This window comes from Neptunomonas sp. ABH4_499 (assembly GCF_056160565.1).
The window spans coordinates 1-20,736 of record NZ_JBSWXK010000007.1 but is presented as its reverse complement, the minus strand read 5'-3'; the positions used below and the strand labels follow the sequence as shown (position 1 = coordinate 20,736).

The following is a 20,736-nucleotide window of genomic DNA, read 5'->3' as shown; positions in this document are numbered from 1 at the left end:
ACCTTACCTTTGATGCTCATCAATAATTTGAGGCAAACCATCACTATAAATAATCGAAGTATTGCTACTACTCTTGATTAAGGAAGGTAATCCTTCGTTATTTCTCTCAATTTCAATCGTACGTTCGCTTTCTGTGCCAACACCTTCACCCCTCTTCGTCTCAAAACCATTTTGATACTCATACTGCGTAGTCACACCATTAACAATCGACTGAATTAAATTACCGCTGTTATCGTACTGGTACTCGGCACTGGATGGCTCGCAGCTCACTGTGGCCTCACCTTCGACTTTAGCCAGCTTACGGAACTGATCATTTTCAGTCAGATAATATTTCTTTTGATACCCTTGGCTATTCGTAACGATACGTTGGTAATTAGTCGGATATGCAACTTCCAAACGATCCACATCCCCTGCCAACGATGACATCACCGCTTTGCCTTCATCGTTGTATTCAAAATACGCGTATTGCTCAGGACCTGAGCCGTAGTCATCATCAATGCTGGTTACCGATTCAGGGAACCGCTCGTCATCGTAGTTAAAGATCCGCTTCTTATATTGATTACCCGATGAATCGAAGTAGGTAAGGGACGTTAGGCTGGCATCCCATTCCAGCTCAACATGACCCGTCTCGAAGGTAAAGCGTGTTGCACGGTGCTCAGTATCGTAATCGATGGTAACCGTTTCGATGAGCTGATCGTTCTTTTTAAGAGTCAGTGTTTGCTGCTGATCAGCGTAGGTAACGTCTATTACTCGGTTAGGTTCTTTTAGCTCTGTTAGCTGGCCATTCGAATTAAAGATGAGAGACTGCGTACCTTTGGTCAGGACATAACCGTTGTCTAATTCTGATAACTTCTGGTTTGGGTACTGAACACTTCGGCCTACTGTATTGAACTGTGTATAGCTACCATTAGGCGTAAATAGGGTAAAACCACTGTCCGTCTTTACCAGTGTATAGTCGTAGTTGTGCTTCCAATGGTTAGCTATTGCTTGAGTCTGAGTTTCGGTAAGAGTAGTGTAAACCCTGCCTGGATAAACGTAAGTTTTATCGAGCACATAACCCGGGTTATATGAACGAACAACATACGTACCCGCCGTAAATTGTGGGCGATAACCATAAGCAGTAAAACGGTTATTTGCATGGTTATTATAATGAAATGCAATACTCAAACCATCCGAGTAGCTAGACTGATATATGGATTCACGTAGCCACTTTTGACCATCAATTAGACTGATTGGGTGCGGCGTAACAGTAGTGCAACTTGGCTGTGATGGCGGTAACTCACAGTTTTTAGGGTCAGAGCCTATTGGGCAGCGTTCTTCACACATACCACTAGCTTTATTCAAATAAGAAGGCACAGTACACACCTTACTTAAACAAATGTAAACACCAGGTTCTTCTTGAAACAAGATATCTGTACCAGCACAACTAATATTCGCATATAAACCCAAGGGTCCCACACTTGGATAAAACTCACCCGTCCTTTCTCTGTACCAGTGATAAGCACTCCTATTTATAGAAAAATATGTGCTTTTACCATTTATCAATAAAGAGTTCGGGACAGGTTCATAAGAAGTAATTTCAAACTTCACACAAATATGAGCTTCACCAAGTTTGCACTCTTCATAACTAGTTTGAAAAAATTTATTCTTTTCTTCTAAATATTCGTCAACAGTAGAAAATGGTCCAAAGCCAGACCCCATCTCATAATAATCAAAGATCACATCGGAATCAGAATAAACAAAACCAGAACTAGAAACAAAAAAAATAAAACTTATAAATAAACTTACCCTCATACAAAACCTCCTCACATCAAGCCGGATACTATAATTAGAACAGACAGCCTATCGTTATTTTTAAATAACTCACACACTATAAGCATCAATTCCTTCAACCCTACTAGTCACAATAGCCATTATCATTCCCGACTGCGCATACCAACTAATCACCAATTATTAACTAAACTATCGTTATTCCCTTATTATTACCGAACATTAAGTTATTCGCCTAAAGTTAAACCACCTGACTTATCTTTGGATTTAGCTATTTTCGGAAAAACACCAAAAAACAACATCCTTACAACTTTAGCCGTCCATAATGATACGCTTATTACTAGTTAAAAACTCAATCACCAATCGATAAAAATTGCTTACCAACGATGAAATTACGTCTTCATCCTTATCATATAATTCAAAATCAGCGTATTGCTCAGGATTTGCAAAAGGCTTACACATTGGTTCCTTGAAGCGAACGACATTTGTACCTGCTGTGAATTGTGAACGATAGCTATAAGGTGTAAAACGCGTATTTGCACGGTTATTGTTGTGGTACGAAATACTCAAAATACTGGGGTAACTGGATTCATATACGGATTCATGTAGACTTTGTTGGCTGTCAACCAGACTGATTGGGTGTGCCATTACAGTAATGCAACTTGATTGGAGCGCCAGAAGCGTACAGATTTTAGGGTCAGAGCCTATTGAGCAGCGTTCATCGCATAAGCCCGTCGACTTCTTATAAATGGATGGTTCAGGCCTACACCCATAATATGCATCCACTCCGGATCCACTATTCGGGTACCCTCGAAGAGCAACGAATTCTATACATGCGTCAATAGCTTCTTCAGGGGTAGAGAAGAATCTATGAACCTTTAAGTGATTAGGGTTACCTTCAAATAAAGGTTCTTCATATGCATTAGCTATACTTGCAAAAAATAAAAAGAGTACAACGAAAAAGTACTTCATCAATCTCATCCTTGAGATATAAGCATGTTTGACTTATTAATTTTGGCCATCATGCCATTACAAGCTAAGGAGAACAACTTTATTTATGGATATAAAGAGATACGCCGAAGCGGCAGTAAGCGATGCTCGAATCAGAAGCTTAAAGAGAGTGGGTATCGGTTTTTGGTGAGTGGGTTTCGGGAGGGGTATCGCCAATAAAAAAAGCCCCTTTCGGGACTTTTCTAACGCTATTTGTTACTGCTTCTCCACCCCAAGCGGGTCCACCGATGGCTTGTAGTACTGATACCGATTAAAGCGGTTTTCCAAGAAGCGGAACAGGATGATCACGGCGGCGGCCATCAGTAGGTAGATAACACCAGCGGCAGTGAATAGCTCGACAGGCGTGTAAGTACGAGCCTGAATGGTGCGTGCCATGCCGGTTAGGTCTAACAGCGTGATGGTCGAGGCCAGTGCACTGCTTTTAAGCATCAAAATCACTTCGTTACCGTAGGCCGGCAACGCGATGCCAAAGGCGCGAGGCAAGACGATGCGGCGGGTTTTCAGCCACCATGGCATGCCGAAGGCGTCGGCGGCTTCGATCTCCCCTCTTGGGATGGCTTGGATCGCCCCGCGGAATAACTCTGCACTGTAAGCGGCGGTGTTCAGTGTAAAGGCGATGATGGCACACCAATAAGGCTCTTTGAGAATCGGCCAAAGAGAGGATTCACGAACCCAATCAAACTGCGCACTGCCAAAATAGATCAAAAAGATCTGGATCAGCAGCGGCGTACCGCGAAAAAAGTAGATAAAGCAAAAGGGTAAAAGGCTGATCCATTTTTTATCGGAGGCTCTAGCCAAAGCCAGCGGTATGGCCAACAGCACACCCGCTAAGCCTGAGATCACCACCAGCTCCAGTGTCAGTAACGCACCGTCGAGCAAGCGGGGATAATAATCGAGGATGACTTGCCAATCCCAACTCATGACGCTTTATACCTCGCTTGTGGATTTGATTGACGCTCCATCCATAAGGTAATGCCCGTTGCGATGGCGGTAAGGATCAGATAAATCACGGCCGCCGCTAAATAAAACGTGAAGGGCTCTTTGGTGCTGCTGATGGCCGTTGTGGCTTGACGGATCACATCCTGAAGGCCAACCACAGACACCAGTGCCGTATCTTTTAGCAACACTTGGAAGAGGTTACCGAGCCCTGGAATGGCCACACGCCACACCTGCGGCAGGATAATGCGGTAAAACGCTTTGAACGGCGGCATACCGAACGCGTAAGCCGACTCCCACTGCCCTTTAGGGATAGACAGAATCGCCATACGGAACACTTCGGTCGCGTAAGCACCAAAAGCGATGGACAGTGCCATGACACCGGCAACAAAGGGGTCAACTTCGATGTATTCGTCGTAGCCAAACCAACTGGCGACCCACATAAAGATGGCCGAGCCACCAAAGTAGATCGCAAATACAATCAGAAGCTCAGGAATACCACGAATCAAGGTGGTGTAGGCATTACCCATCCAACGCAGTACTCGAAACTTCGAGAGTTTCGCGGCTGCCCCCAAAAGACCGAACACCAACCCCACCATTAAGCTGACAATCGCCAACTTAACCGTGACCCAGGTGCCTGCTAAAAGCAGATGTCCAAAGCCGTGTAAGTCAAACACTGTTGTTTCTCGTTATCGTAATGTAGATAGAAAGGCCCCTCGAAAAAGGGGCCTCTGGGCGACTTAGTAGATCGAGAACGGGAAGTAGTTCGCGTTGATCTTTTCGTAAGTGCCGTTTTCAACGATCGCTTTAAGCGCTTCGTTGAATTTCTCTTTCAGCTCGGAATCACCTTTGCGGATAGCGATGCCGATTTTATCCACCGTTTCGGTTTTGATGGTGTCGCCTTTAAATTCGAACTTAGCGCCATCATCGGTACGCAACCAGTCGTACGCTGGGAATTTATCGGATACCAGACCATCCAAACGGCCAGACGCTAGGTCTAGGTAAGCGTTGTCCTGAGTGTCGTACAGCTTAACGGTCACCACATCACCCAGCTCGTCTTCTAGGTATTGACCTGCGATGGTAGCGCGCTGCGCACCCAGTGTTTTGCCTTTCAGGCTCTCTTTGTCGGTGCCGAACTCAACGCCTTTTGCTGCCACAAACGCCAGAGCGTTGGTGTAGTAAGGATCGGTAAAGTCGATGGCACGCAGACGCTCTTCAGTGATCGACATAGAAGCGATGATCGCATCAAACTTTTTACCACGCAGTGCCGGGATCATACCATCCCAATCTTGCTCTACGATGGTGCAGTCGGCTTTCATCTGCTCGCACAGCGCTTTAGCGATTTCTACGTCGAAACCGATCAATTCGCCTTGCTCGTTTTTCATGTTGAACGGCGCGTAAGCACCTTCGGTTGCAATGCGGATCGTGTCGGCAGACACGGCCTGAGAACCAGCGAACGTACCAGCAACTAAGGTGGCTGCAGCGATGACTTTACGAATACTCATCTTATATCTCTCTTTGTTGTGTTCGTGTTTATTAGAGCTCAGTGTTAACCCAGATGGCTCGACATAAAGTCGCGCACACGCTGGGAGGTCGGATTGTCAAAGACCTGTTCCGGAGGTCCCATCTCTTCAATCTGTCCTTGATGCAAGAACACGACCTGGCTGGACACTTCCCGTGCAAATCGCATTTCGTGCGTTACGATTAACATGGTGCGCCCCTCCTCGGCCAGCTCTCTCATGACACTCAGTACTTCGTTCACAAGCTCAGGATCCAAAGCCGAGGTTGGCTCATCAAACAGGAGTACCTGCGGATCCATCGCCAGCGCTCGGGCAATGGCAATGCGTTGTTGTTGACCACCAGAAAGGTTTCCTGGGTAGGCATGACGCTTTTCATAGAGCCCCACTTTCTTAAGCAACTCTTCGGCACGGTAAATGGCCTGATCCTTGGGGAGTTTAAGTACTTGGGTGGGTGCTTCGATGATGTTATTCAGGATGGTTTTCTGAGGCCAGAGGTTGAAGCTTTGGAAGACAAACCCGATGCGTGATCGCATCGATTCGAGTTGGCTACGGTTGGCGGCTTCTAAATTACCGGATTTACCCGGTTTGAGTGCTAACTCTTCACCACCGATGATGATTTCGCCCTTTTTTGGCTGCTCCAACAGGTTGATGCAGCGAAGCAAGGTGCTTTTCCCCGAGCCACTTGAGCCCAAAATCGAAATGACATCTCCATCATGTGCCGTCAGCGACACCCCTTTTAAGACCTCCAACTGGCCGTAGGCTTTATGAATATCGTTAAGCTCCAGGGCAACCTGACGTTTTGGCATATGTGCTTTCCGTTTTGCTCTCTTGACTGCGGATCGTATCAGCAACGAATGTCGCCACACTTCCCAATTTTTCTTATAGGAAACATTGACTCAACGGTCTATTTTCCTCATCTGTAATAAAAACACAACGCCCATTAAGCGGGAACGTGCATGTCAGAGGCGAATAACTTTACGTCGCGATAACAAAAAAAGGAGCGTTGACGCTCCTTTTTGGGTCTGATTTTCGGTGATTTTGCACCGAATTATCCGGTTTTGACTAGCTCGCGTGCTCGTTCAACAGGGTTTGTTGCGCCGATACTGGCGCCTCCCCTTCGGCCGCCGTTAAGAGTGTATAACTGCCATCGGCCTGCAAAATCCAGCTTTGCGTATTATCCGCAAGGTAGTAATCAAGCTCATTTTTGATGCGATCGCCAAGCTTGCCCGATACCGGAAAACCGGTTTCAACACGGTGCAGCATATTTCGTTCCATCCAGTCGGCGCTGGCTAGGAACACCTCAGGTTTGCCGTTATTACCGAAGTAACACACCCTTGTGTGCTCAAGGAAGCGACCAATGATGGAGCGCACTGTGATGTTTTCGGAGATGCCCGGAAGCCCCGGACGTAAACGACACATCCCACGGATGATCAGCTGGACCTTCACCCCCGCTTGCGATGCTTCGTACAAAGCCCGAATCATGCGCGGTTCTGTTAAACCGTTGACCTTAATGATGATATGGCCAGGTTTACCGCTGTTGGCCAACTTGGTTTCACGTTGCACCAGCTCAATCATTTTGGCGTGCAAGGTAAAGGGCGCATTAAAGATCTTTTTAAGACGCTGAATTTTGCCCATACCGGTCAACTGCTGGAAGACCTTGTGGACATCTTCCCCGATCTCATCATCCGCCGTTAGGAAGCTGTAATCGGTGTAAAGGCGTGCTGTGCCAGAGTGGTAGTTGCCTGTGCCCAGATGACAGTAGCGAACCAGCTTATTGCCCTCGCGGCGCACAATCAGGATCAGCTTCGCGTGCGTTTTGTAGCCAACTACGCCGTACACCACCAAGCAACCCGCCTCTTGAAGACGACTGGCCAGATGCAGGTTACTCTCCTCGTCGAAACGGGCACGCAGCTCGATCACGACGGTGACCTCTTTACCGGCCCGGGCCGCTTCCACCAGCGCGTTGACGATGTCGGACTTATCCCCCGTGCGATACAGAGTCTGCTTAATCGCGATCACATCCGGGTCTTTGGCGGCCTTCATGATCATATCGACCACAGGCGCAAACGACTGAAACGGATGCAATAAGAGCTGATCACTGGATTTCAGCGCTTGGAAAATATCGGTATCTTTGCCTTTCTTCAGCTTGTTCGGCACTCCCGGTGAAAACGGCGGCCAACGAAGCTCAGGACGATTCACCAAATCACGTACTGCCATTAAGCGGGTCAGATTCACAGGGCCATCGACTCGGTAAACCTGCTCTTCGTTCAGGTGGAACTCTTTCATCAAGAATTCAATCAACTCGACCGGTGTGCGGTTATCGGCCTCAAGACGTACCGCATCGCCGTATTTACGCGAGTGCAATTCACCCCGCAAGGTACGTGCAAGGTCATCCATCTCTTCATAATCAAACGTTAAGTCCGCGTTTCGCGTAATGCGGAACTGATAACAGCCTTTTACCGACATCCCCGGGAAGAGCTCATCCGCAAACTCGTGAATGATCGAGCTCAGGAAAATCAGGTTATCACCCGACTCACAGAGCTCATCCGGCATGCGAATTAAGCGCGGCAGGGAGCGAGGGGCCGGGATGATCGCAAGGCCAGTTTCTCGACCGAACGCGTCTTTGCCATCCAGCTCTACAATAAAGTTAAGCGATTTGTTGATCAGGCGCGGGAATGGGTGAGCGGGATCCAGCCCCACAGGGCTGATCACTGGAACGACTTTCTCTTCGAAGTAATCACGCACCCAAGCGCGTTGCTCTTTGGTCCAATCACGGCGGCGTAGGAAGTGAATCCCTTGGCGCTCCATCTCGGGAAACATGATCTCGTTGAGGATACGGTACTGACGCTCGACGTTAATCTCGCAGATCTCACGGATCTTCTCGAGCACCTTGCGCGGGTACATGGCATCCGGACCCACCACTTCACGTCCGTATTTGAGCTGGCGCAGTTGCTCCGCCACACGGATCTCGAAAAACTCATCCAAGTTACTGGTGAAAATCAGGAGGAACATCAAGCGCTCAAGCAGCGGATGGCGCTCATCAAGGGCTTGTTCCAGCACACGAACGTTGAACTGCAGATGGCTTAACTCGCGGTTGATGTAAAGCTCGGGGGCTTTAAGGTCAACCGGCTCTACCTCGACGGGGTGGTCAACCGTAGGCAGTATCTCACGGCTTTCGACCAACGCCTGGGCGGCTAGTTGCTCTTCTGATAACACCTCGTTCATGATGGCCTCCTGTGTGCCTGCATCCTGCAAAAGATCGGGATTGATCTCGCTGAGCTCCTGATTCATGCGTACTCCTCATCACCGCACATAAAGCGATGCGACACGTCGCAAAAACGGAGCTCATCTCATTGAGTTTAGCCGTTTAAGACCTGTGCAGCACGCTTCGCAAAATAGGTCAAAATGCCGTCTGAACCTGCGCGTTTAAAGGCCAGTAAAGATTCCATCATGACGGATTTTTCATCCAACCAGCCGTTCTGGAAAGCCGCCATATGCATCGCATACTCGCCGCTGACCTGATAAGCAAAGGTCGGTACTTTAAATTCTTCTTTCACACGGCGAACGATGTCCAAATACGGCATACCGGGTTTCACCATCACCATGTCGGCCCCTTCGGCCAGATCCAGACCTACTTCGTGCAACGCTTCGTCGCTGTTGGCTGGGTCCATTTGATAGTTAAACTTGTTACTTTTGCCCAAGTTACCCGCCGAGCCGACCGCATCGCGAAACGGACCATAGTAAGCGCTTGCATACTTAGCGGAGTACGCCATGATCAGCGTATTGATAAAGCCCTCTTCCTCCAGCACATCACGAATACCCCCAATGCGGCCATCCATCATGTCGCTCGGGGCAACAATGTCGGCACCCGCCACCGCGTGGGAGTGCGCCTGCTTGATCAAGGTTTCGACGGTACGGTCATTCAGTACGTAGCCTGTCTCGTCGATGATGCCGTCTTGACCGTGAGTCGTGAAAGGGTCCAGTGCGACATCGGTGATCACACCCATCTCGGGGCACGCATCTTTGATGGCTTTTACCGCACGTTGCGCCAACCCATCGGGGTTGTAGGCTTCTTCGGCAAACTCGGATTTAACGCTCGCTGGCGTTACAGGAAACAGCGCCATGGCCGGAACACCTAGGCTGTGCAGCTCCTTGGCTTCCTTCACCAGCAGGTCGATACTCATGCGCTCGACACCCGGCATCGACGCAACTTGCTCGGTCTGCCCCTGCCCTTCAATCACAAACACAGGGTAGATCAGGTCGGCCGGCGTTAAGACCGACTCCTGCATTAATCGACGCGAGAAAGACGCAGCGCGCATACGCCGCATACGGGTCTCTGGGAAGAAACGTTGGCTATCGTTAAAGGCCACGGCAATATCCTTCTATTGGGCGAGCATTAGACTCGAACACTGTGACAGTTTTATGACACATATTAAGCCCATTAGTGTGTAGGCGATGTCATAAAACAGAGTAAAGGAAGTGTACCGCAGGCCCTAAGCTCTGTCCCGACCTTAGCGCCCGCCTTTAGTGCAGGATTGCAACACTGCGTTGATCTGAATCAGTGTGCTTTCGTCGGTAGGCTCTGCTCTTGTTTGCGCATTACTAAGCGATACAACACCGGGATCACAAACAGGGTTAGGATGGTCGAGAAGATTAACCCCGCCACAATGGAAGTTGCCACCGGTCCCCAAATGAGGGAACGCCCACCAAGGCCTGTTGCTAACGAGAACAAGCCGGCAATGGTGGTCATCGAGGTGATCAAAATCGGAATCACTCGACGGCGCGAAGCGTACACGGTGGAGTGCAGCACACTCATGCCCGATTGAATCCGCTGATTGGCCGCCGAGATCAAGACAATCGCCGCGTTCACGGCGATGCCCGCAAGGGCAACGACACCGTACAAGGTGTAAAGACTCAGCGGGTTTTGCGTCAGCCAAAGCCCAAGCACCACGCCGGTGAAAGCCATCGGCACGGTGGCGAGAATCATCAAAGGCTGTACGTAGCTGGTAAATTGTGTACCCAAAATCAGATACATCACGCCCACGCCAAACAAGAAGAGCAAAGCGATGTAGTTCATGCTCTCTTTGATGTCGTCCAGCTCACCCGAGAAGTCGAGCGATACCGATGGGTAGCGGGTTTTCAGCTCGCTGTCCCAATACTGCAAAATCCAGTCGTTTGCAGCCACGGTATCGCGCCCACCGTCGGTGATGTCGGCCTCGACCGTGATCGCCCGCCTAAAATTATAGTGACGAATATTCCCCAAAGTGGATTCAAACTCGATGCTGACCAAAGAGTTGAGCGGCACCATTCGGCCATACGCATCTGGGATACGGTACTCAACGATTTCATCGATGCGATCGTACTTAATCTCTTGCGCTTTAACCCGAACCTCTAACTTTTGCCCTTGCGATTGCATGTCGGCCACGGTTTCACCATCCACCAACAACTGCACGGTACGCAACACGGTTTGCGGGCTGATCCCCGCTTGGGTGATGGCGGTGTAGTCCGGCTTAAGCGTCAGTGACATACGGCCTGCACCGGCATCATCGGAGATATCGATGATGTCAGCCTCGTTTTCCATTGCCGCTTGCAAATCATTGGCCGCACGGCGAATCACTTCGTAATCATCACCACGCACTTTCACACTGATCGGCTTCGATACCGGCGGGCCACCGGCCAAACGCAGGAAGGATACCCGCACAGGGCCGATCACCGAGGTGACGTCCTCACGCATGGCTTCCATCAGCTCATCCACACTGCGATTGCCTTCCGTTTTAGGCTGAAGACCGACCACCACTTGGCCGTAATGATCGCCAAAGTACGGCTCTTTGTCGGTAAACATCTGCCCGGCGTAGCTTGCGACCGCCAAGGCATCATCGGAGCGCAAATGCCGCTTGGCCAGTGCTTCGACTTCCATGGTCTTTTTCAAGGTACCATCCAGCGTGGTATCGGGCGGCATCTGAACATTGATGTAAAACACCCGCTTAGCATCGGCGGCAAAGAAGTCCATCTTGATAAAACCGGCCGCAATTAAACCCAGCGCCCCAATGAACAGAACAAAGATGCTCACCAAGGTCAGTACCGGGCGACGCAGTGTTTTTAAGAGTGCCCTTATGTAAGCACGTTGAATCTTAGCAGTGGTGCGCTGGCGCCAGAGCTGCATTTTGCCCGGCTTTTCGAAGTTCACATTCGCGACCAACACGTGCGCTGGCAGCATCCAAAACGCCTCCAGTAACGAGATCGCAAGCGCTACCGTAACCACAAGGGGGATCACCCCCATAAAGTCACCTAAAATACCCGGCAGCAGCATCAAAGGCATAAAGGCCGCCATGGTCGTTAATACGGCACTGACAACCGGCTGCGCCACCTCTTGAAGTGAGTCAACCGCCGCTTTCATCGGCGACATGCCCTGTTGCAGGCGGTGATAGATCGACTCAACCACCACAACGGCATCGTCCACCAGCATCCCAAGGACGATGACCACCCCCAAGAGCACGACAACGTTGAGTGTTTCACCCATCATCCAGAGCACCCAAAAGGTGCCCGCCAAAACAAACGGGATACCAATGGCGGTTAACAGAGCGATGCGGAACCCCAAGAATAACCACGCCACCACCAGCACCAATAAAAGGCCGATCATGGCGTTGTTTTGCATCAGGGAGATCGCTTGGCGCGTGGGTACGGTTTGGTCATCTAAGAGTTCTAGGCGTACGCCGCTTTTGGCCTCGACTTGGTTACGAGTGCCCATGTAATCGCGCACCCGCTCAACCAACTTTAAGGTGTTGGCGCTGTCTTTTTTCATCACCACCATCACGATGGCAGGTCGACCATCCACACGGGCTTTTTGGCGGGCCTTTTCGGTGGTGCGAACCACATCGGCAATGCGACTAAGACGTACCTCTCCGGAGGTGCCGACCAGCGGGATCTGCATCACCTGATTTGGGCTATCACTTCGCCCTTCTAATCGCACTAACCAGCTTTGATCCCCAAGTGAGACAGAGCCTGCCGAAATGTCCCGAAACCACATCGCCACCGAATCGGCCACTTGTGTGGGGGATAAGCCCAGCGCTTGCATCTGATCCAAACTTAAACGCACTTGAAGCTCGGGGTCATCCAAAGCGATGGTGTCTACCCGATCCACCCCATCGATGCGCTCAAGGTCTTTTCGAACAATTTCGGCTTGCTGGCGAAGGTTGTCATCCTCTGATTCGGCGGTCACCGCCAGCATGACGCTGGGGAACGCATTGGCGGAGGTAATCTCCAATATCCAAGGGTCGGTGGCTTCTTCGGGCAGTTCGGATTCAGCGTTTTGTAGCTCACGCCGGATGGCGCTCACGTGTTTATCGAAAGTGCGCTCATCAATGTCATTAAAGCGGATCAACATGCTGGAGACGCCCTCACGACTGTTCGAGGAGACAAAACGCATGTCCTGAACGGTACGGATCGCATCTTCAAGCGGGTTGGTAACGCGCAGCTCAACATCCTGTGCGGAGGCACCCGGTAGCGCCGTTGTTACGGCGATCCAGTTAAAGTTGATGGTCGGGTCTTGCTGGCGCGGCAGCATTTGATACGCCGCGATACCGATCACCAAGACCAAAACAAAGGTCAGGTTGGCCAGAACATGGTTGTTGAGCAGTCGAGTCAGCACGTTATTGCCCCTGCGTTTCTACCTGAATCTCATCACCATGATTCAGCACATACTGACCCGAGACGATCAGCTTTGCACTCGGGGGTAAGCGGGTAGGCACAGGTTGGCCCGGTTTTGCATTCGGGATAGGCACAAACCGTGCAGTATCGCCCTCGGCTAACATAACGCCGATCTCGCCATCACGGGTGACCGTATACATGGCGGGGATCATAGGCTGCGCAGATTGCCAGGTCAGCTCCCCGATCATGCCGCTGATGGCCGGTGTTTCGCCCTCTTTGAACGAGAGACGCACCTCTTGAGTACGACCGGCGGATTCGATAAACGGCAGCACCGCACGCAGCTCGGTTGGCCACTTCTGGCCACCGCTGTTAAAGGAGATAAACTGGCTGTTTTCCAGCATCAAGACTTGCTCGGGTTGCAGCTGGGCTTTTACCTCGCCCTTTGTGGAATCCAGCAATTTTACGACCGCCGCACCCGGCGATAACAAGGCCCCAGGGGCGGTCATTACCGCGGTGACCACACCATCAAAGGGCGCAGTCACTTTACAGCGATCCACATTTAAATCCGCCAGCGCTGAATCGGCTTTACTGGCTTTAAGCTGCGCATAATAGGCGCTGACTTCGGCTTGGCGCTGGTTGAGCACATCCACCGAGACACTGCCGGATTTTTGCAACGCTTTGGCCCGCTTAAGTTGCTGGCTGGCCAAGCCCGCTTGGCTCGATAACGCACGGGAGTTTTGCAGGGCTTGCTCGCGGTACAAGGAGTAGTCACGGCAGTCTAACTCAGCGAGTAGATCCCCCGCTTTCACGGTGTTACCCACCTGAACGGGCAAGGACTCGAGCGTTGCGGTAATTTCGGAGCTCACCGTTATGTGGTGCTCGTTCACCACAGAGGCCGGTGCGGATAACTCGGAGTAATCGACCACAGACGAAAGTGATTTTACGGTGACTCGGGTTGCGGCCAGGGCCGGCAGCACCATAAAAGAAGAGATGACCAGCGCCACAAAAACCTGCGGCGCGGTGAATCGAAACTGTCGAAGCAAATCCTTGGTGTTGTTCATGTCGTCCTTGACCCTAATTGATTATCGAATTTCGATGCCCTTAGATTTCATATAGGCCTTGGCTTCTGGGATCGTATACTCGTTAAAGTGGAAGATGGAAGCCGCTAACACCGCATCTGCTCCCCCTTGGGTGACGCCCTCGACCAGGTGATCTAAGTTCCCAACACCGCCCGAGGCGATCACAGGAACATGCACCGCGTCTGAAATTGCGCGCGTGACGCCTAAGTCGTACCCGTTTTTTACGCCATCCTGATCCATCGAGGTCAGCAGAATCTCGCCTGCGCCATAGTCGACCATTTTCTTGGCCCACTCAATGGCATCCAGACCTGTTGGCTTGCGACCACCGTGGGTAAAGATCTCCCAACGGTTCGGCTCACCTTCAGCGGAGACCTTCTTCGCATCAATGGCCACCACGATGCATTGCGAGCCAAAGCGTGCAGCCGCTTCGCGAACAAATTCTGGGTTAAACACCGCAGCGCTGTTGATCGAGACTTTATCGGCACCGGCGTTGAGCATGGTGCGAATATCGTCACAGGTGCGAATACCACCGCCAACGGTCAGCGGGATAAACACTTGGGATGCCATACGCTCAACCGTATGCACCATGGTGTCACGCCCTTCGTGGGTCGCGGTGATGTCCAGAAAGGTGATCTCGTCGGCGCCTTGCTCGTCGTAGCGTTTTGCTACCTCGACCGGGTCGCCTGCGTCACGAATATCTAAGAATTTAACGCCTTTAACAACGCGACCGTTTTCAACATCCAAACAAGGGATAATGCGTTTTGCCAGTGCCATTTATACTCTCACTCCAAAGCTTAGCCAGCGCTTACGGCTTGCCATCCCAGTTCAGGAAGTTTTTCAACAGTTGAAGACCCGCGGTGTGGCTTTTTTCCGGGTGAAACTGCACCGCAAAGACGTTGTTTTGGCTCAGCGCCACATCAAACTGATTGCCGTACTCGCAGGTACCAGCCACCAAATTGCGGTCGGCCACATTCACGTAGTAGCTGTGGACAAAATAGAAGCGTGTTTGATCATCAATGTTGTGCCAAAGCGGATGGTCGATGGTTTGCGCCACTTGGTTCCAGCCCATGTGCGGCACTTTGAGTCGATCGCCATTGTGATCTTTATGATCATTGCCGAAAAACTTCACCTCCCCGGCAAACTCATCTAGGCAATCCACACCGCCGTTCTCTTCAGAGCGGCTCATCAAGGCTTGGTAGCCCACACAGATGCCTAAGAAAGGACGCCCCGAGCGGATCGCTTGTGCTACCTCTTTATCGACGTTCTGCTTTAGGATCTCGTCCATGCAATCACGAATGGCACCGACACCGGGCAAAAGCACACGGTCGGCTTCGGCCACTTTTTTCGGATCGTTAGTGACCCAGACCTCGACACCTGGCTGTACGTGCTCTAGCGCTTTGGCCACCGAGTGCAGGTTACCCATGCCATAATCGATAACAGCAATGCTGCTCATTTACAGAACCCCTTTGGTGGATGGCATCATGCCAGCAGCGCGTGGGTCCATCTCCAACGCCATCCGCAGTGCGCGACCAAACGCTTTAAAGATGGTTTCAGCTTGGTGGTGGGCGTTAAAGCCCTTAATGTTATCGATGTGCAGCGTGACGCCCGCGTGGTTCACAAACCCTTGGAAGAACTCCCAAAACAGCTGGGTATCTAGGCGGCCGATGTTGGCGCGGGTAAATTCGCAGTTAAAGCTCAAGCCTGGACGACCGGAAAAGTCGATCACAACACGGGACAGGGCTTCATCCAACGGCACATAAGAGTGACCGTATCGTACGATCCCTTTTTTATCGCCAACCGCTTGCTTAAAGGCTTGGCCCAACGTGATGCCGATGTCTTCTACTGTGTGGTGATCATCGATGTGCAGATCGCCTTTGCAGGTCACATCCAGATCGATCATGCCATGGCGCGCGATTTGATCCATCATATGCTCAAGAAACGGCACTCCGGTATCGGCTTTAAACTGACCGGTTCCATCTAGGTTGATGGACACACTGATCTGGGTTTCCAGCGTTTCCCGACTGACGGTGGCTGTGCGCTGTGACATGCTCTACTCCGATGACAAAAACAGAAAGCGGTCATTATATCGCCAGACCCGCCCAGATGCACCGTACCCAGTCGTAAATTCACAACCGCACCGGAACTAAAGCGAAAACCAACAGGACTCAGTAAAAGACTTCATGCGATGTTCACCTTGCTGTGGCATTCTGTAGGGCATTGATTCACATTGGCACAAACTGGATACAGCAGGCAGTGGCTGGACGCCAGAATATTCAAAATAAGGAACCATCATGGGAACAGTGATCAAACGCATCTTGATCGTGGTTGTGGCTTTAGTGATTTTATTGGCGATCGCATTGGGCACCATTACCGCCTTGTTTAACCCCAACGACTATAAAGACGACATCGAAAAGATCGCCCTGGAAAAAGCCGGTATCGATCTGGACATCAAAGGCGATATTAGCTGGTCGGTCTTCCCGACGTTGGGCTTTAGCATCGAAAGTTTGGATGCACGCTTTGAAGGACAACCGGACCTTGGCACCCTGAACAGCGCCTCGTTATCGCTGAACCTGCCTGCGCTGCTGTCCGGCAAGGTCGAGATGAACAAGATCGAGATTGATGGTCTTGACCTGTCCCTGATCAAAAACGCAAACGGCCAAGGTAACTGGGAGCAGATCCCACCAACGGACACCTCCGCCCAGTCAAGCACAACGCCAGAGACATCCAGCGACAGCCCAGAAAACGGTGACCAAGGCACCGAGAACAAAGCCGTCTCCTTCAACATCGAGAGCATCGCACTGGTGAATAGCCACCTGCTGTACCGTGATGAAAGCAACGGTCAAAGCATTGAACTGAAGGATTTGAACATCCAAAGTGGCGAGATCCAGCAAGACACGCCCTTCCCAGTATCGCTGACGGCCAGCTTGATCCAAAGCCAAGGTGATCAAGTCGTGCAAACCGTTGATATTGATGCCGCGACCGACCTCACGCTGAACATGAACGATCAGCAATATCAGGCCAGCGACCTTAAAGCAAACCTGACCGTGCATGCCGACAAGCTGATTAAGTTTGCTCTGGAATCTGACATCACCGCCAATCTGGCCGAAGGCAAAGTCGCGGTGGATAACATTAACGCGGGGATCACCAACGTAGCATTGAACGGTCACATCACCGTTAATGGCCTGAACAGCGATGCCACCCAAGTGGAAGGGCAATTAAACACAAATAGCTTTGCGGTGAACTCCGTCCTAGAAGAGCTTGGCCTGCCGATTTATGCTGCGACCGACAGCTCGGCGCTGAATAAAGTACAGCTCACCACGAGCATTGCAGGTGACTTAAACGCCATCCGTGCTGAAAACATCAGTGTTCAGGTGGATGACAGCACGCTAACCGGCCATGCGGGTTACCGATTAAGCGATGGACGCATCAGCGCCAAACTGAGCGGCAACCATATCAACCTTGATCGCTACCTGCCGCCTGAAACCGACTCAGCCGGACAAGCCAAAGCGGTTACCAGCGGCGAGAGTGGAACCGCCAAAGCCAATAACGATGCACTGCCTCTTGATACCTTACGCGGCCTGAACATGAACGTGGCATTGGCCTTTAATGAAATCACGGCCAAAGCGATCTCGATGAAGCAACTCGATACCCAGCTGAATGCCAGCGGCGGTGTCATCAAACTTGAGAAAGCGAATGTGAAGGTCCTCGGCGGTGCCATCAATAGCAACGCGACCCTTAACGTCACCGGAAACACGCCAAAACTGAGCGTGAACAAAACCATCCAAGGCTTGCAGTTGGGCGAGCTGCTCACGAAACTGAACGGATCGGCCCCGTTAACCGGTGCTTTAGCCACCAAAGCCAGTATTACGGCGAGCGGCATCAGCCAAGAAGCGATCATGAGCAGCCTAAACGGCACCATCGACCTGACCCTAACCGATGGCGTCATCCAAGGGATCGATATGGCCCAGCAAATGTGCCAAACCATCAACAACGTGAGCGCTTTGGGTAAATTAACCACGGCCGCGACAGTGGATGGATCGACCCCATTTGCGAAGATGACGGGCCACTTTAACGTGAAAAACGGCGTGATCTCCAACAACGACTTAAGCGTAGACTTGGATGCGATGAACGTCTCCGGTAAAGGTACTGCTAGTCTTCCGGCCAGCTCACTGGATTACCGCTTAGGGTTAGTGATTCAGGATAACTTGTTTAACAAAACCTGTTCGATCAACAACAAGCTCGAAGGTGTTACTTGGCCGGTGCGCTGTAAAGGCAGCTTCGACACAGCCCCTGCCGAGCTCTGCAAGCCCGATGTCGAGGCGATGCAAGATATGGTCGAAAAAGCCCTTAAAGAAAAAGCCAAGGAAGAGGTAAAATCCAAGGTTAAGGAAAAAGTTGAAGATAAAATCAAAGACAAACTGGGCGATGATGAAGCCGTTAAAGGTTTGTTGGATAAACTGTTTTAAAAAAGAATGACCCGTACCTACACGCCTGAGGCGTTCCACACGGCCGTGCTTGATTGGTTTGATCAGCACGGCCGTCATAATTTGCCTTGGCAAAAAAACAAGACCACTTACCACACTTGGATCTCGGAGATCATGCTCCAGCAGACCCAAGTCACCACGGTGATCCCCTACTTTGAGCGTTTTATAGAGCGATTCCCCGATGTGGGGACACTCGCACGTGCGCAACAAGACGAGGTACTCCATTACTGGACCGGGCTTGGCTACTACGCGCGCGCTCGTAACCTGCACAAAACCGCACAGATCGTGCATCAGGAGATGGATGATCGCTTTCCAGAATCCGTCGAGGGCTTAGAAGCCTTGCCAGGCATTGGCCGCTCTACCGCAGGGGCGGTTTTATCGATCTCGACCGGTAAGCGAGCCGCCATACTGGATGGCAACGTTAAGCGTGTATTGGCGCGTTTCTATGCTGTAGAAGGCTGGCCGGGGACCACCGCCAACCAAGAGAAACTCTGGTTTTATGCCGAACGAAACACGCCGTACACACGGGTGGGTGATTACACACAGGCGATGATGGACTTAGGGGCGACACTGTGTACTCGCTCTAAACCCAGCTGCTTGCTATGCCCCCTGATGAGCGGCTGCCAAGGCTTACAGCAAGGCGACCCAACGCGCTACCCGCACCCCAAGCCTAAAAAAGAGAAACCTGTAAAACAGGTGTACATGCTGATGCTGCAAAACACAGACGGCGCTACATTGCTGATGCAAAGACCCCAAACGGGGATTTGGGGCGGCTTATATAGCCTGCCCGAAGTGCAGGATTTGCGGGACATTGAACAAGAAACCGGTTGGGAGCTAAACGACACAAAGCAACAGGTATTACCGCCGCTTCGCCATACGTTTAGCCATTACCACCTTGATATTACCCCCGTTAAACTCCATATCGGGAACCGTGAATTCGTGACCGATAGGGACGCGCTTTGGTATAACATACACCAACCTGACAATGTGGGGCTGGCTGCACCGGTTAAGCGCCTACTTGAAGAACACACCGGCCACAAAGGCTAATAAAACAGGAGAGACTCCATGACTCACACCGTCATGTGCCGCAAATACAAAGAGGAACTGGAAGGTTTGGACAAACCACCCTATCCAGGCCCGAAAGGTCAAGAGATTTACGACACCGTCTCTAAAAAAGCGTGGGCCGCTTGGTTGGAGCACCAAACGCTGATCATCAACGAGAAGCACATGAACCTGATGGACCCAGCCACGCGTAAAGTGCTGGCCGAAGAGATGGAAAAGTTTATGGATGGCGAAGACTACCTGAAAGCCGAAGGTTATGTACCGCCATCTGAAAAATCGTAATTTTTTACGATTTAAGCGTTGACACAAAGCGCTTAGCGCGATTTAATATGCGCCTCTTGAGTTGCCCAGATAGCTCAGTCGGTAGAGCAGGGGATTGAAAATCCCCGTGTCGGTGGTTCGATTCCGCCTCTGGGCACCATCTCAAGATCTTATTTAAGCCTCGCTCATCGCGGGGCTTTTTTGTATCTATCCCATAGCCTTATCGCAGATATGTGCCAAAAAACGCGCACAAAAAAGGGCCATCACAGCCCTTCTTAAAGATCACAAAACGCTTAGAAGAACCAACCGGTAGGGTTTGGATGCGCTTCGTTCTTGTCCAGTGATTTCATCCCTTTCACACAGCGAACGATCAACCACACAGCCCAAAACAGCAAAACAAAGAATCCAACAAAAACCATGGATAAAATGCTGCCGATCACTAAGTACAAAAAGCCGATCCAGAACGTACGAATCTGAAAGCGGTAGTGACTTTGCAGCCACTCTGGCGCATCGCTTTTATTAATGTACGCCATGATGACGCCAACCACGCCAGTGATACCAATGATGAGACCCGCGAGATACAAGATGTAAACGAGCTTAGCATTGCCCTGCTCATTGGAGGTGTTAACGATAGGTGAAGTTTGTCCGGTCATGATCAATCCTTGATTGTATAGGGTGTTAGGGTTACACAAAGGCGCTAGCCTAGTGGGTACATGATATAAAAGCTGCTTTTGAATAGGAACATTATTGTCCATTATCTTTTTGATAACACACTTTAACTTCCCCACTTGGCATTAGACACATGTAATATGACATTGCAGAGTTATCATTACCATTCTCATCATAGAAACGTATAGGGTTTGGATAAATAGTCGCCCCTGAAAAACACCCTTTACGCACGGACCAAACTCAGGCTCTGTGCGTTCATTTCTCTTCTTTCCAATAACCCGATCAAATACACTGCCA

General features: G+C 50.8%; 18 protein-coding genes and 1 tRNA gene. 5 read left to right on the top strand and 14 right to left on the bottom strand.

The features are described 5' to 3' along the window. Nucleotides 1–3 precede the first annotated feature (3 nt). Together ACXAF9_RS08715 and ACXAF9_RS08710 are read right to left on the bottom strand one after the other, a co-directional pair. A complete protein-coding gene (locus ACXAF9_RS08715) occupies nucleotides 4–1,794 on the bottom strand; it encodes a hypothetical protein (RefSeq protein ID WP_475072978.1) in 1,791 nt (596 codons plus the stop codon). A gap of 288 nt (nucleotides 1,795–2,082) precedes the next feature. Further along, the gene (locus tag ACXAF9_RS08710; protein ID WP_475072976.1) at nucleotides 2,083–2,742 is read right to left on the bottom strand and encodes a hypothetical protein; all 660 of its coding nucleotides are present in this window, start codon (nucleotides 2,740–2,742) and stop codon (nucleotides 2,083–2,085) included. A 24-nt stretch (nucleotides 2,743–2,766) separates the two neighbouring features. Between ACXAF9_RS08710 and ACXAF9_RS08705 the strand changes: the two genes are divergently transcribed. Then, nucleotides 2,767–2,940, top strand: coding sequence for a hypothetical protein (locus ACXAF9_RS08705; protein WP_475072974.1), 174 nt, complete (start codon nucleotides 2,767–2,769; stop codon nucleotides 2,938–2,940). Between the two features lie 36 nt (nucleotides 2,941–2,976). Here the strand turns inward: ACXAF9_RS08705 and ACXAF9_RS08700 are convergent, their stop codons facing one another. The 11 genes from ACXAF9_RS08700 to hisB form a co-directional block, all read right to left on the bottom strand. Continuing rightward, nucleotides 2,977–3,702 (bottom strand): ABC transporter permease, encoded by a 726-nt coding sequence (locus tag ACXAF9_RS08700; protein ID WP_475072971.1) that lies wholly within the window; start codon nucleotides 3,700–3,702, stop codon nucleotides 2,977–2,979. Beyond that, on the bottom strand, nucleotides 3,699–4,394 hold the full coding sequence (locus ACXAF9_RS08695; protein ID WP_475072969.1) for an ABC transporter permease: 696 nt from the start codon (nucleotides 4,392–4,394) through the stop codon (nucleotides 3,699–3,701). The genes ACXAF9_RS08700 and ACXAF9_RS08695 overlap by 4 nt, the downstream gene beginning before the upstream one ends. A gap of 63 nt (nucleotides 4,395–4,457) precedes the next feature. Next, the gene (locus ACXAF9_RS08690; protein WP_475072966.1) at nucleotides 4,458–5,222 is read right to left on the bottom strand and encodes an ABC transporter substrate-binding protein; all 765 of its coding nucleotides are present in this window, start codon (nucleotides 5,220–5,222) and stop codon (nucleotides 4,458–4,460) included. A gap of 44 nt (nucleotides 5,223–5,266) precedes the next feature. Then, complete coding sequence (locus tag ACXAF9_RS08685; protein WP_475072963.1) at nucleotides 5,267–6,043, bottom strand: ABC transporter ATP-binding protein; 777 nt, start codon at nucleotides 6,041–6,043, stop codon at nucleotides 5,267–5,269. Between the two features lie 256 nt (nucleotides 6,044–6,299). Then, on the bottom strand, nucleotides 6,300–8,462 hold the full coding sequence (gene ppk1, locus ACXAF9_RS08680; RefSeq protein WP_475073413.1) for a polyphosphate kinase 1: 2,163 nt from the start codon (nucleotides 8,460–8,462) through the stop codon (nucleotides 6,300–6,302). A 134-nt stretch (nucleotides 8,463–8,596) separates the two neighbouring features. Continuing rightward, complete coding sequence (hemB, locus tag ACXAF9_RS08675; protein WP_475072961.1) at nucleotides 8,597–9,607, bottom strand: porphobilinogen synthase; 1,011 nt, start codon at nucleotides 9,605–9,607, stop codon at nucleotides 8,597–8,599. A gap of 188 nt (nucleotides 9,608–9,795) precedes the next feature. Beyond that, a complete protein-coding gene (locus tag ACXAF9_RS08670) occupies nucleotides 9,796–12,885 on the bottom strand; it encodes an efflux RND transporter permease subunit (RefSeq protein WP_475072959.1) in 3,090 nt (1,029 codons plus the stop codon). A 1-nt stretch (nucleotide 12,886) separates the two neighbouring features. Beyond that, nucleotides 12,887–13,945, bottom strand: a complete 1,059-nt coding sequence (locus ACXAF9_RS08665; protein ID WP_475072956.1) for an efflux RND transporter periplasmic adaptor subunit — start codon at nucleotides 13,943–13,945, stop codon at nucleotides 12,887–12,889. A gap of 21 nt (nucleotides 13,946–13,966) precedes the next feature. Then, nucleotides 13,967–14,737: an imidazole glycerol phosphate synthase subunit HisF gene (gene hisF, locus ACXAF9_RS08660; protein WP_475072953.1), complete on the bottom strand. Its 771-nt coding sequence runs from the start codon at nucleotides 14,735–14,737 to the stop codon at nucleotides 13,967–13,969. A gap of 31 nt (nucleotides 14,738–14,768) precedes the next feature. Beyond that, nucleotides 14,769–15,416 (bottom strand): imidazole glycerol phosphate synthase subunit HisH, encoded by a 648-nt coding sequence (gene hisH / locus ACXAF9_RS08655; protein WP_475072951.1) that lies wholly within the window; start codon nucleotides 15,414–15,416, stop codon nucleotides 14,769–14,771. Next, nucleotides 15,417–16,010, bottom strand: a complete 594-nt coding sequence (hisB, locus tag ACXAF9_RS08650; RefSeq protein ID WP_475072949.1) for an imidazoleglycerol-phosphate dehydratase HisB — start codon at nucleotides 16,008–16,010, stop codon at nucleotides 15,417–15,419. It lies immediately after the preceding gene. A gap of 244 nt (nucleotides 16,011–16,254) precedes the next feature. On the opposite strand from hisB, the gene ACXAF9_RS08645 reads away from it, so the two are divergent. The 4 genes from ACXAF9_RS08645 to ACXAF9_RS08630 all read left to right on the top strand — a co-directional run bounded on the left by ACXAF9_RS08645 (nucleotide 16,255) and on the right by ACXAF9_RS08630 (nucleotide 19,930). Then, nucleotides 16,255–18,429 carry an AsmA family protein gene (locus ACXAF9_RS08645; RefSeq protein ID WP_475072946.1) on the top strand — a complete coding sequence of 725 codons (2,175 nt, stop codon included), beginning with the start codon at nucleotides 16,255–16,257 and terminating at the stop codon, nucleotides 18,427–18,429. A 6-nt stretch (nucleotides 18,430–18,435) separates the two neighbouring features. Continuing rightward, on the top strand, nucleotides 18,436–19,494 hold the full coding sequence (mutY, locus tag ACXAF9_RS08640) for an A/G-specific adenine glycosylase (protein ID WP_475072944.1): 1,059 nt from the start codon (nucleotides 18,436–18,438) through the stop codon (nucleotides 19,492–19,494). An 18-nt stretch (nucleotides 19,495–19,512) separates the two neighbouring features. Further along, entirely contained in the window at nucleotides 19,513–19,791 is a 279-nt protein-coding gene (locus ACXAF9_RS08635; RefSeq protein ID WP_475072941.1) for an oxidative damage protection protein, read from the top strand. A 63-nt stretch (nucleotides 19,792–19,854) separates the two neighbouring features. Further along, nucleotides 19,855–19,930, top strand: a tRNA-Phe gene (locus ACXAF9_RS08630). Nucleotides 19,931–20,063: 133 nt separating this feature from the next. Here ACXAF9_RS08630 and ACXAF9_RS08625 read toward each other — a convergent pair. Continuing rightward, nucleotides 20,064–20,423 (bottom strand): DUF4870 family protein, encoded by a 360-nt coding sequence (locus tag ACXAF9_RS08625; protein WP_475072939.1) that lies wholly within the window; start codon nucleotides 20,421–20,423, stop codon nucleotides 20,064–20,066. Nucleotides 20,424–20,736 lie beyond the last annotated feature (313 nt).

Excerpts from the sequence above, each read along its gene's own strand:
- ACXAF9_RS08715 (WP_475072978.1), bottom strand. The coding sequence starts at position 1,794 with ATGAGGGTAAGTTTATTTATAAGTTTTATTTTTTTTGTTTCTAGTTCT.
- ACXAF9_RS08710 (WP_475072976.1), bottom strand. The coding sequence starts at position 2,742 with ATGAAGTACTTTTTCGTTGTACTCTTTTTATTTTTTGCAAGTATAGCT.
- ACXAF9_RS08705 (WP_475072974.1), top strand. The coding sequence starts at position 2,767 with ATGTTTGACTTATTAATTTTGGCCATCATGCCATTACAAGCTAAGGAG.
- ACXAF9_RS08700 (WP_475072971.1), bottom strand. The coding sequence starts at position 3,702 with ATGAGTTGGGATTGGCAAGTCATCCTCGATTATTATCCCCGCTTGCTC.
- ACXAF9_RS08690 (WP_475072966.1), bottom strand. The coding sequence starts at position 5,222 with ATGAGTATTCGTAAAGTCATCGCTGCAGCCACCTTAGTTGCTGGTACG.
- ACXAF9_RS08685 (WP_475072963.1), bottom strand. The coding sequence starts at position 6,043 with ATGCCAAAACGTCAGGTTGCCCTGGAGCTTAACGATATTCATAAAGCC.
- ppk1 (WP_475073413.1), bottom strand. The coding sequence starts at position 8,462 with ATGAACGAGGTGTTATCAGAAGAGCAACTAGCCGCCCAGGCGTTGGTC.
- ACXAF9_RS08665 (WP_475072956.1), bottom strand. The coding sequence starts at position 13,945 with ATGAACAACACCAAGGATTTGCTTCGACAGTTTCGATTCACCGCGCCG.
- hisF (WP_475072953.1), bottom strand. The coding sequence starts at position 14,737 with ATGGCACTGGCAAAACGCATTATCCCTTGTTTGGATGTTGAAAACGGT.
- hisH (WP_475072951.1), bottom strand. The coding sequence starts at position 15,416 with ATGAGCAGCATTGCTGTTATCGATTATGGCATGGGTAACCTGCACTCG.
- hisB (WP_475072949.1), bottom strand. The coding sequence starts at position 16,010 with ATGTCACAGCGCACAGCCACCGTCAGTCGGGAAACGCTGGAAACCCAG.
- ACXAF9_RS08645 (WP_475072946.1), top strand. The coding sequence starts at position 16,255 with ATGGGAACAGTGATCAAACGCATCTTGATCGTGGTTGTGGCTTTAGTG.
- mutY (WP_475072944.1), top strand. The coding sequence starts at position 18,436 with ATGACCCGTACCTACACGCCTGAGGCGTTCCACACGGCCGTGCTTGAT.
- ACXAF9_RS08635 (WP_475072941.1), top strand. The coding sequence starts at position 19,513 with ATGACTCACACCGTCATGTGCCGCAAATACAAAGAGGAACTGGAAGGT.
- ACXAF9_RS08625 (WP_475072939.1), bottom strand. The coding sequence starts at position 20,423 with ATGACCGGACAAACTTCACCTATCGTTAACACCTCCAATGAGCAGGGC.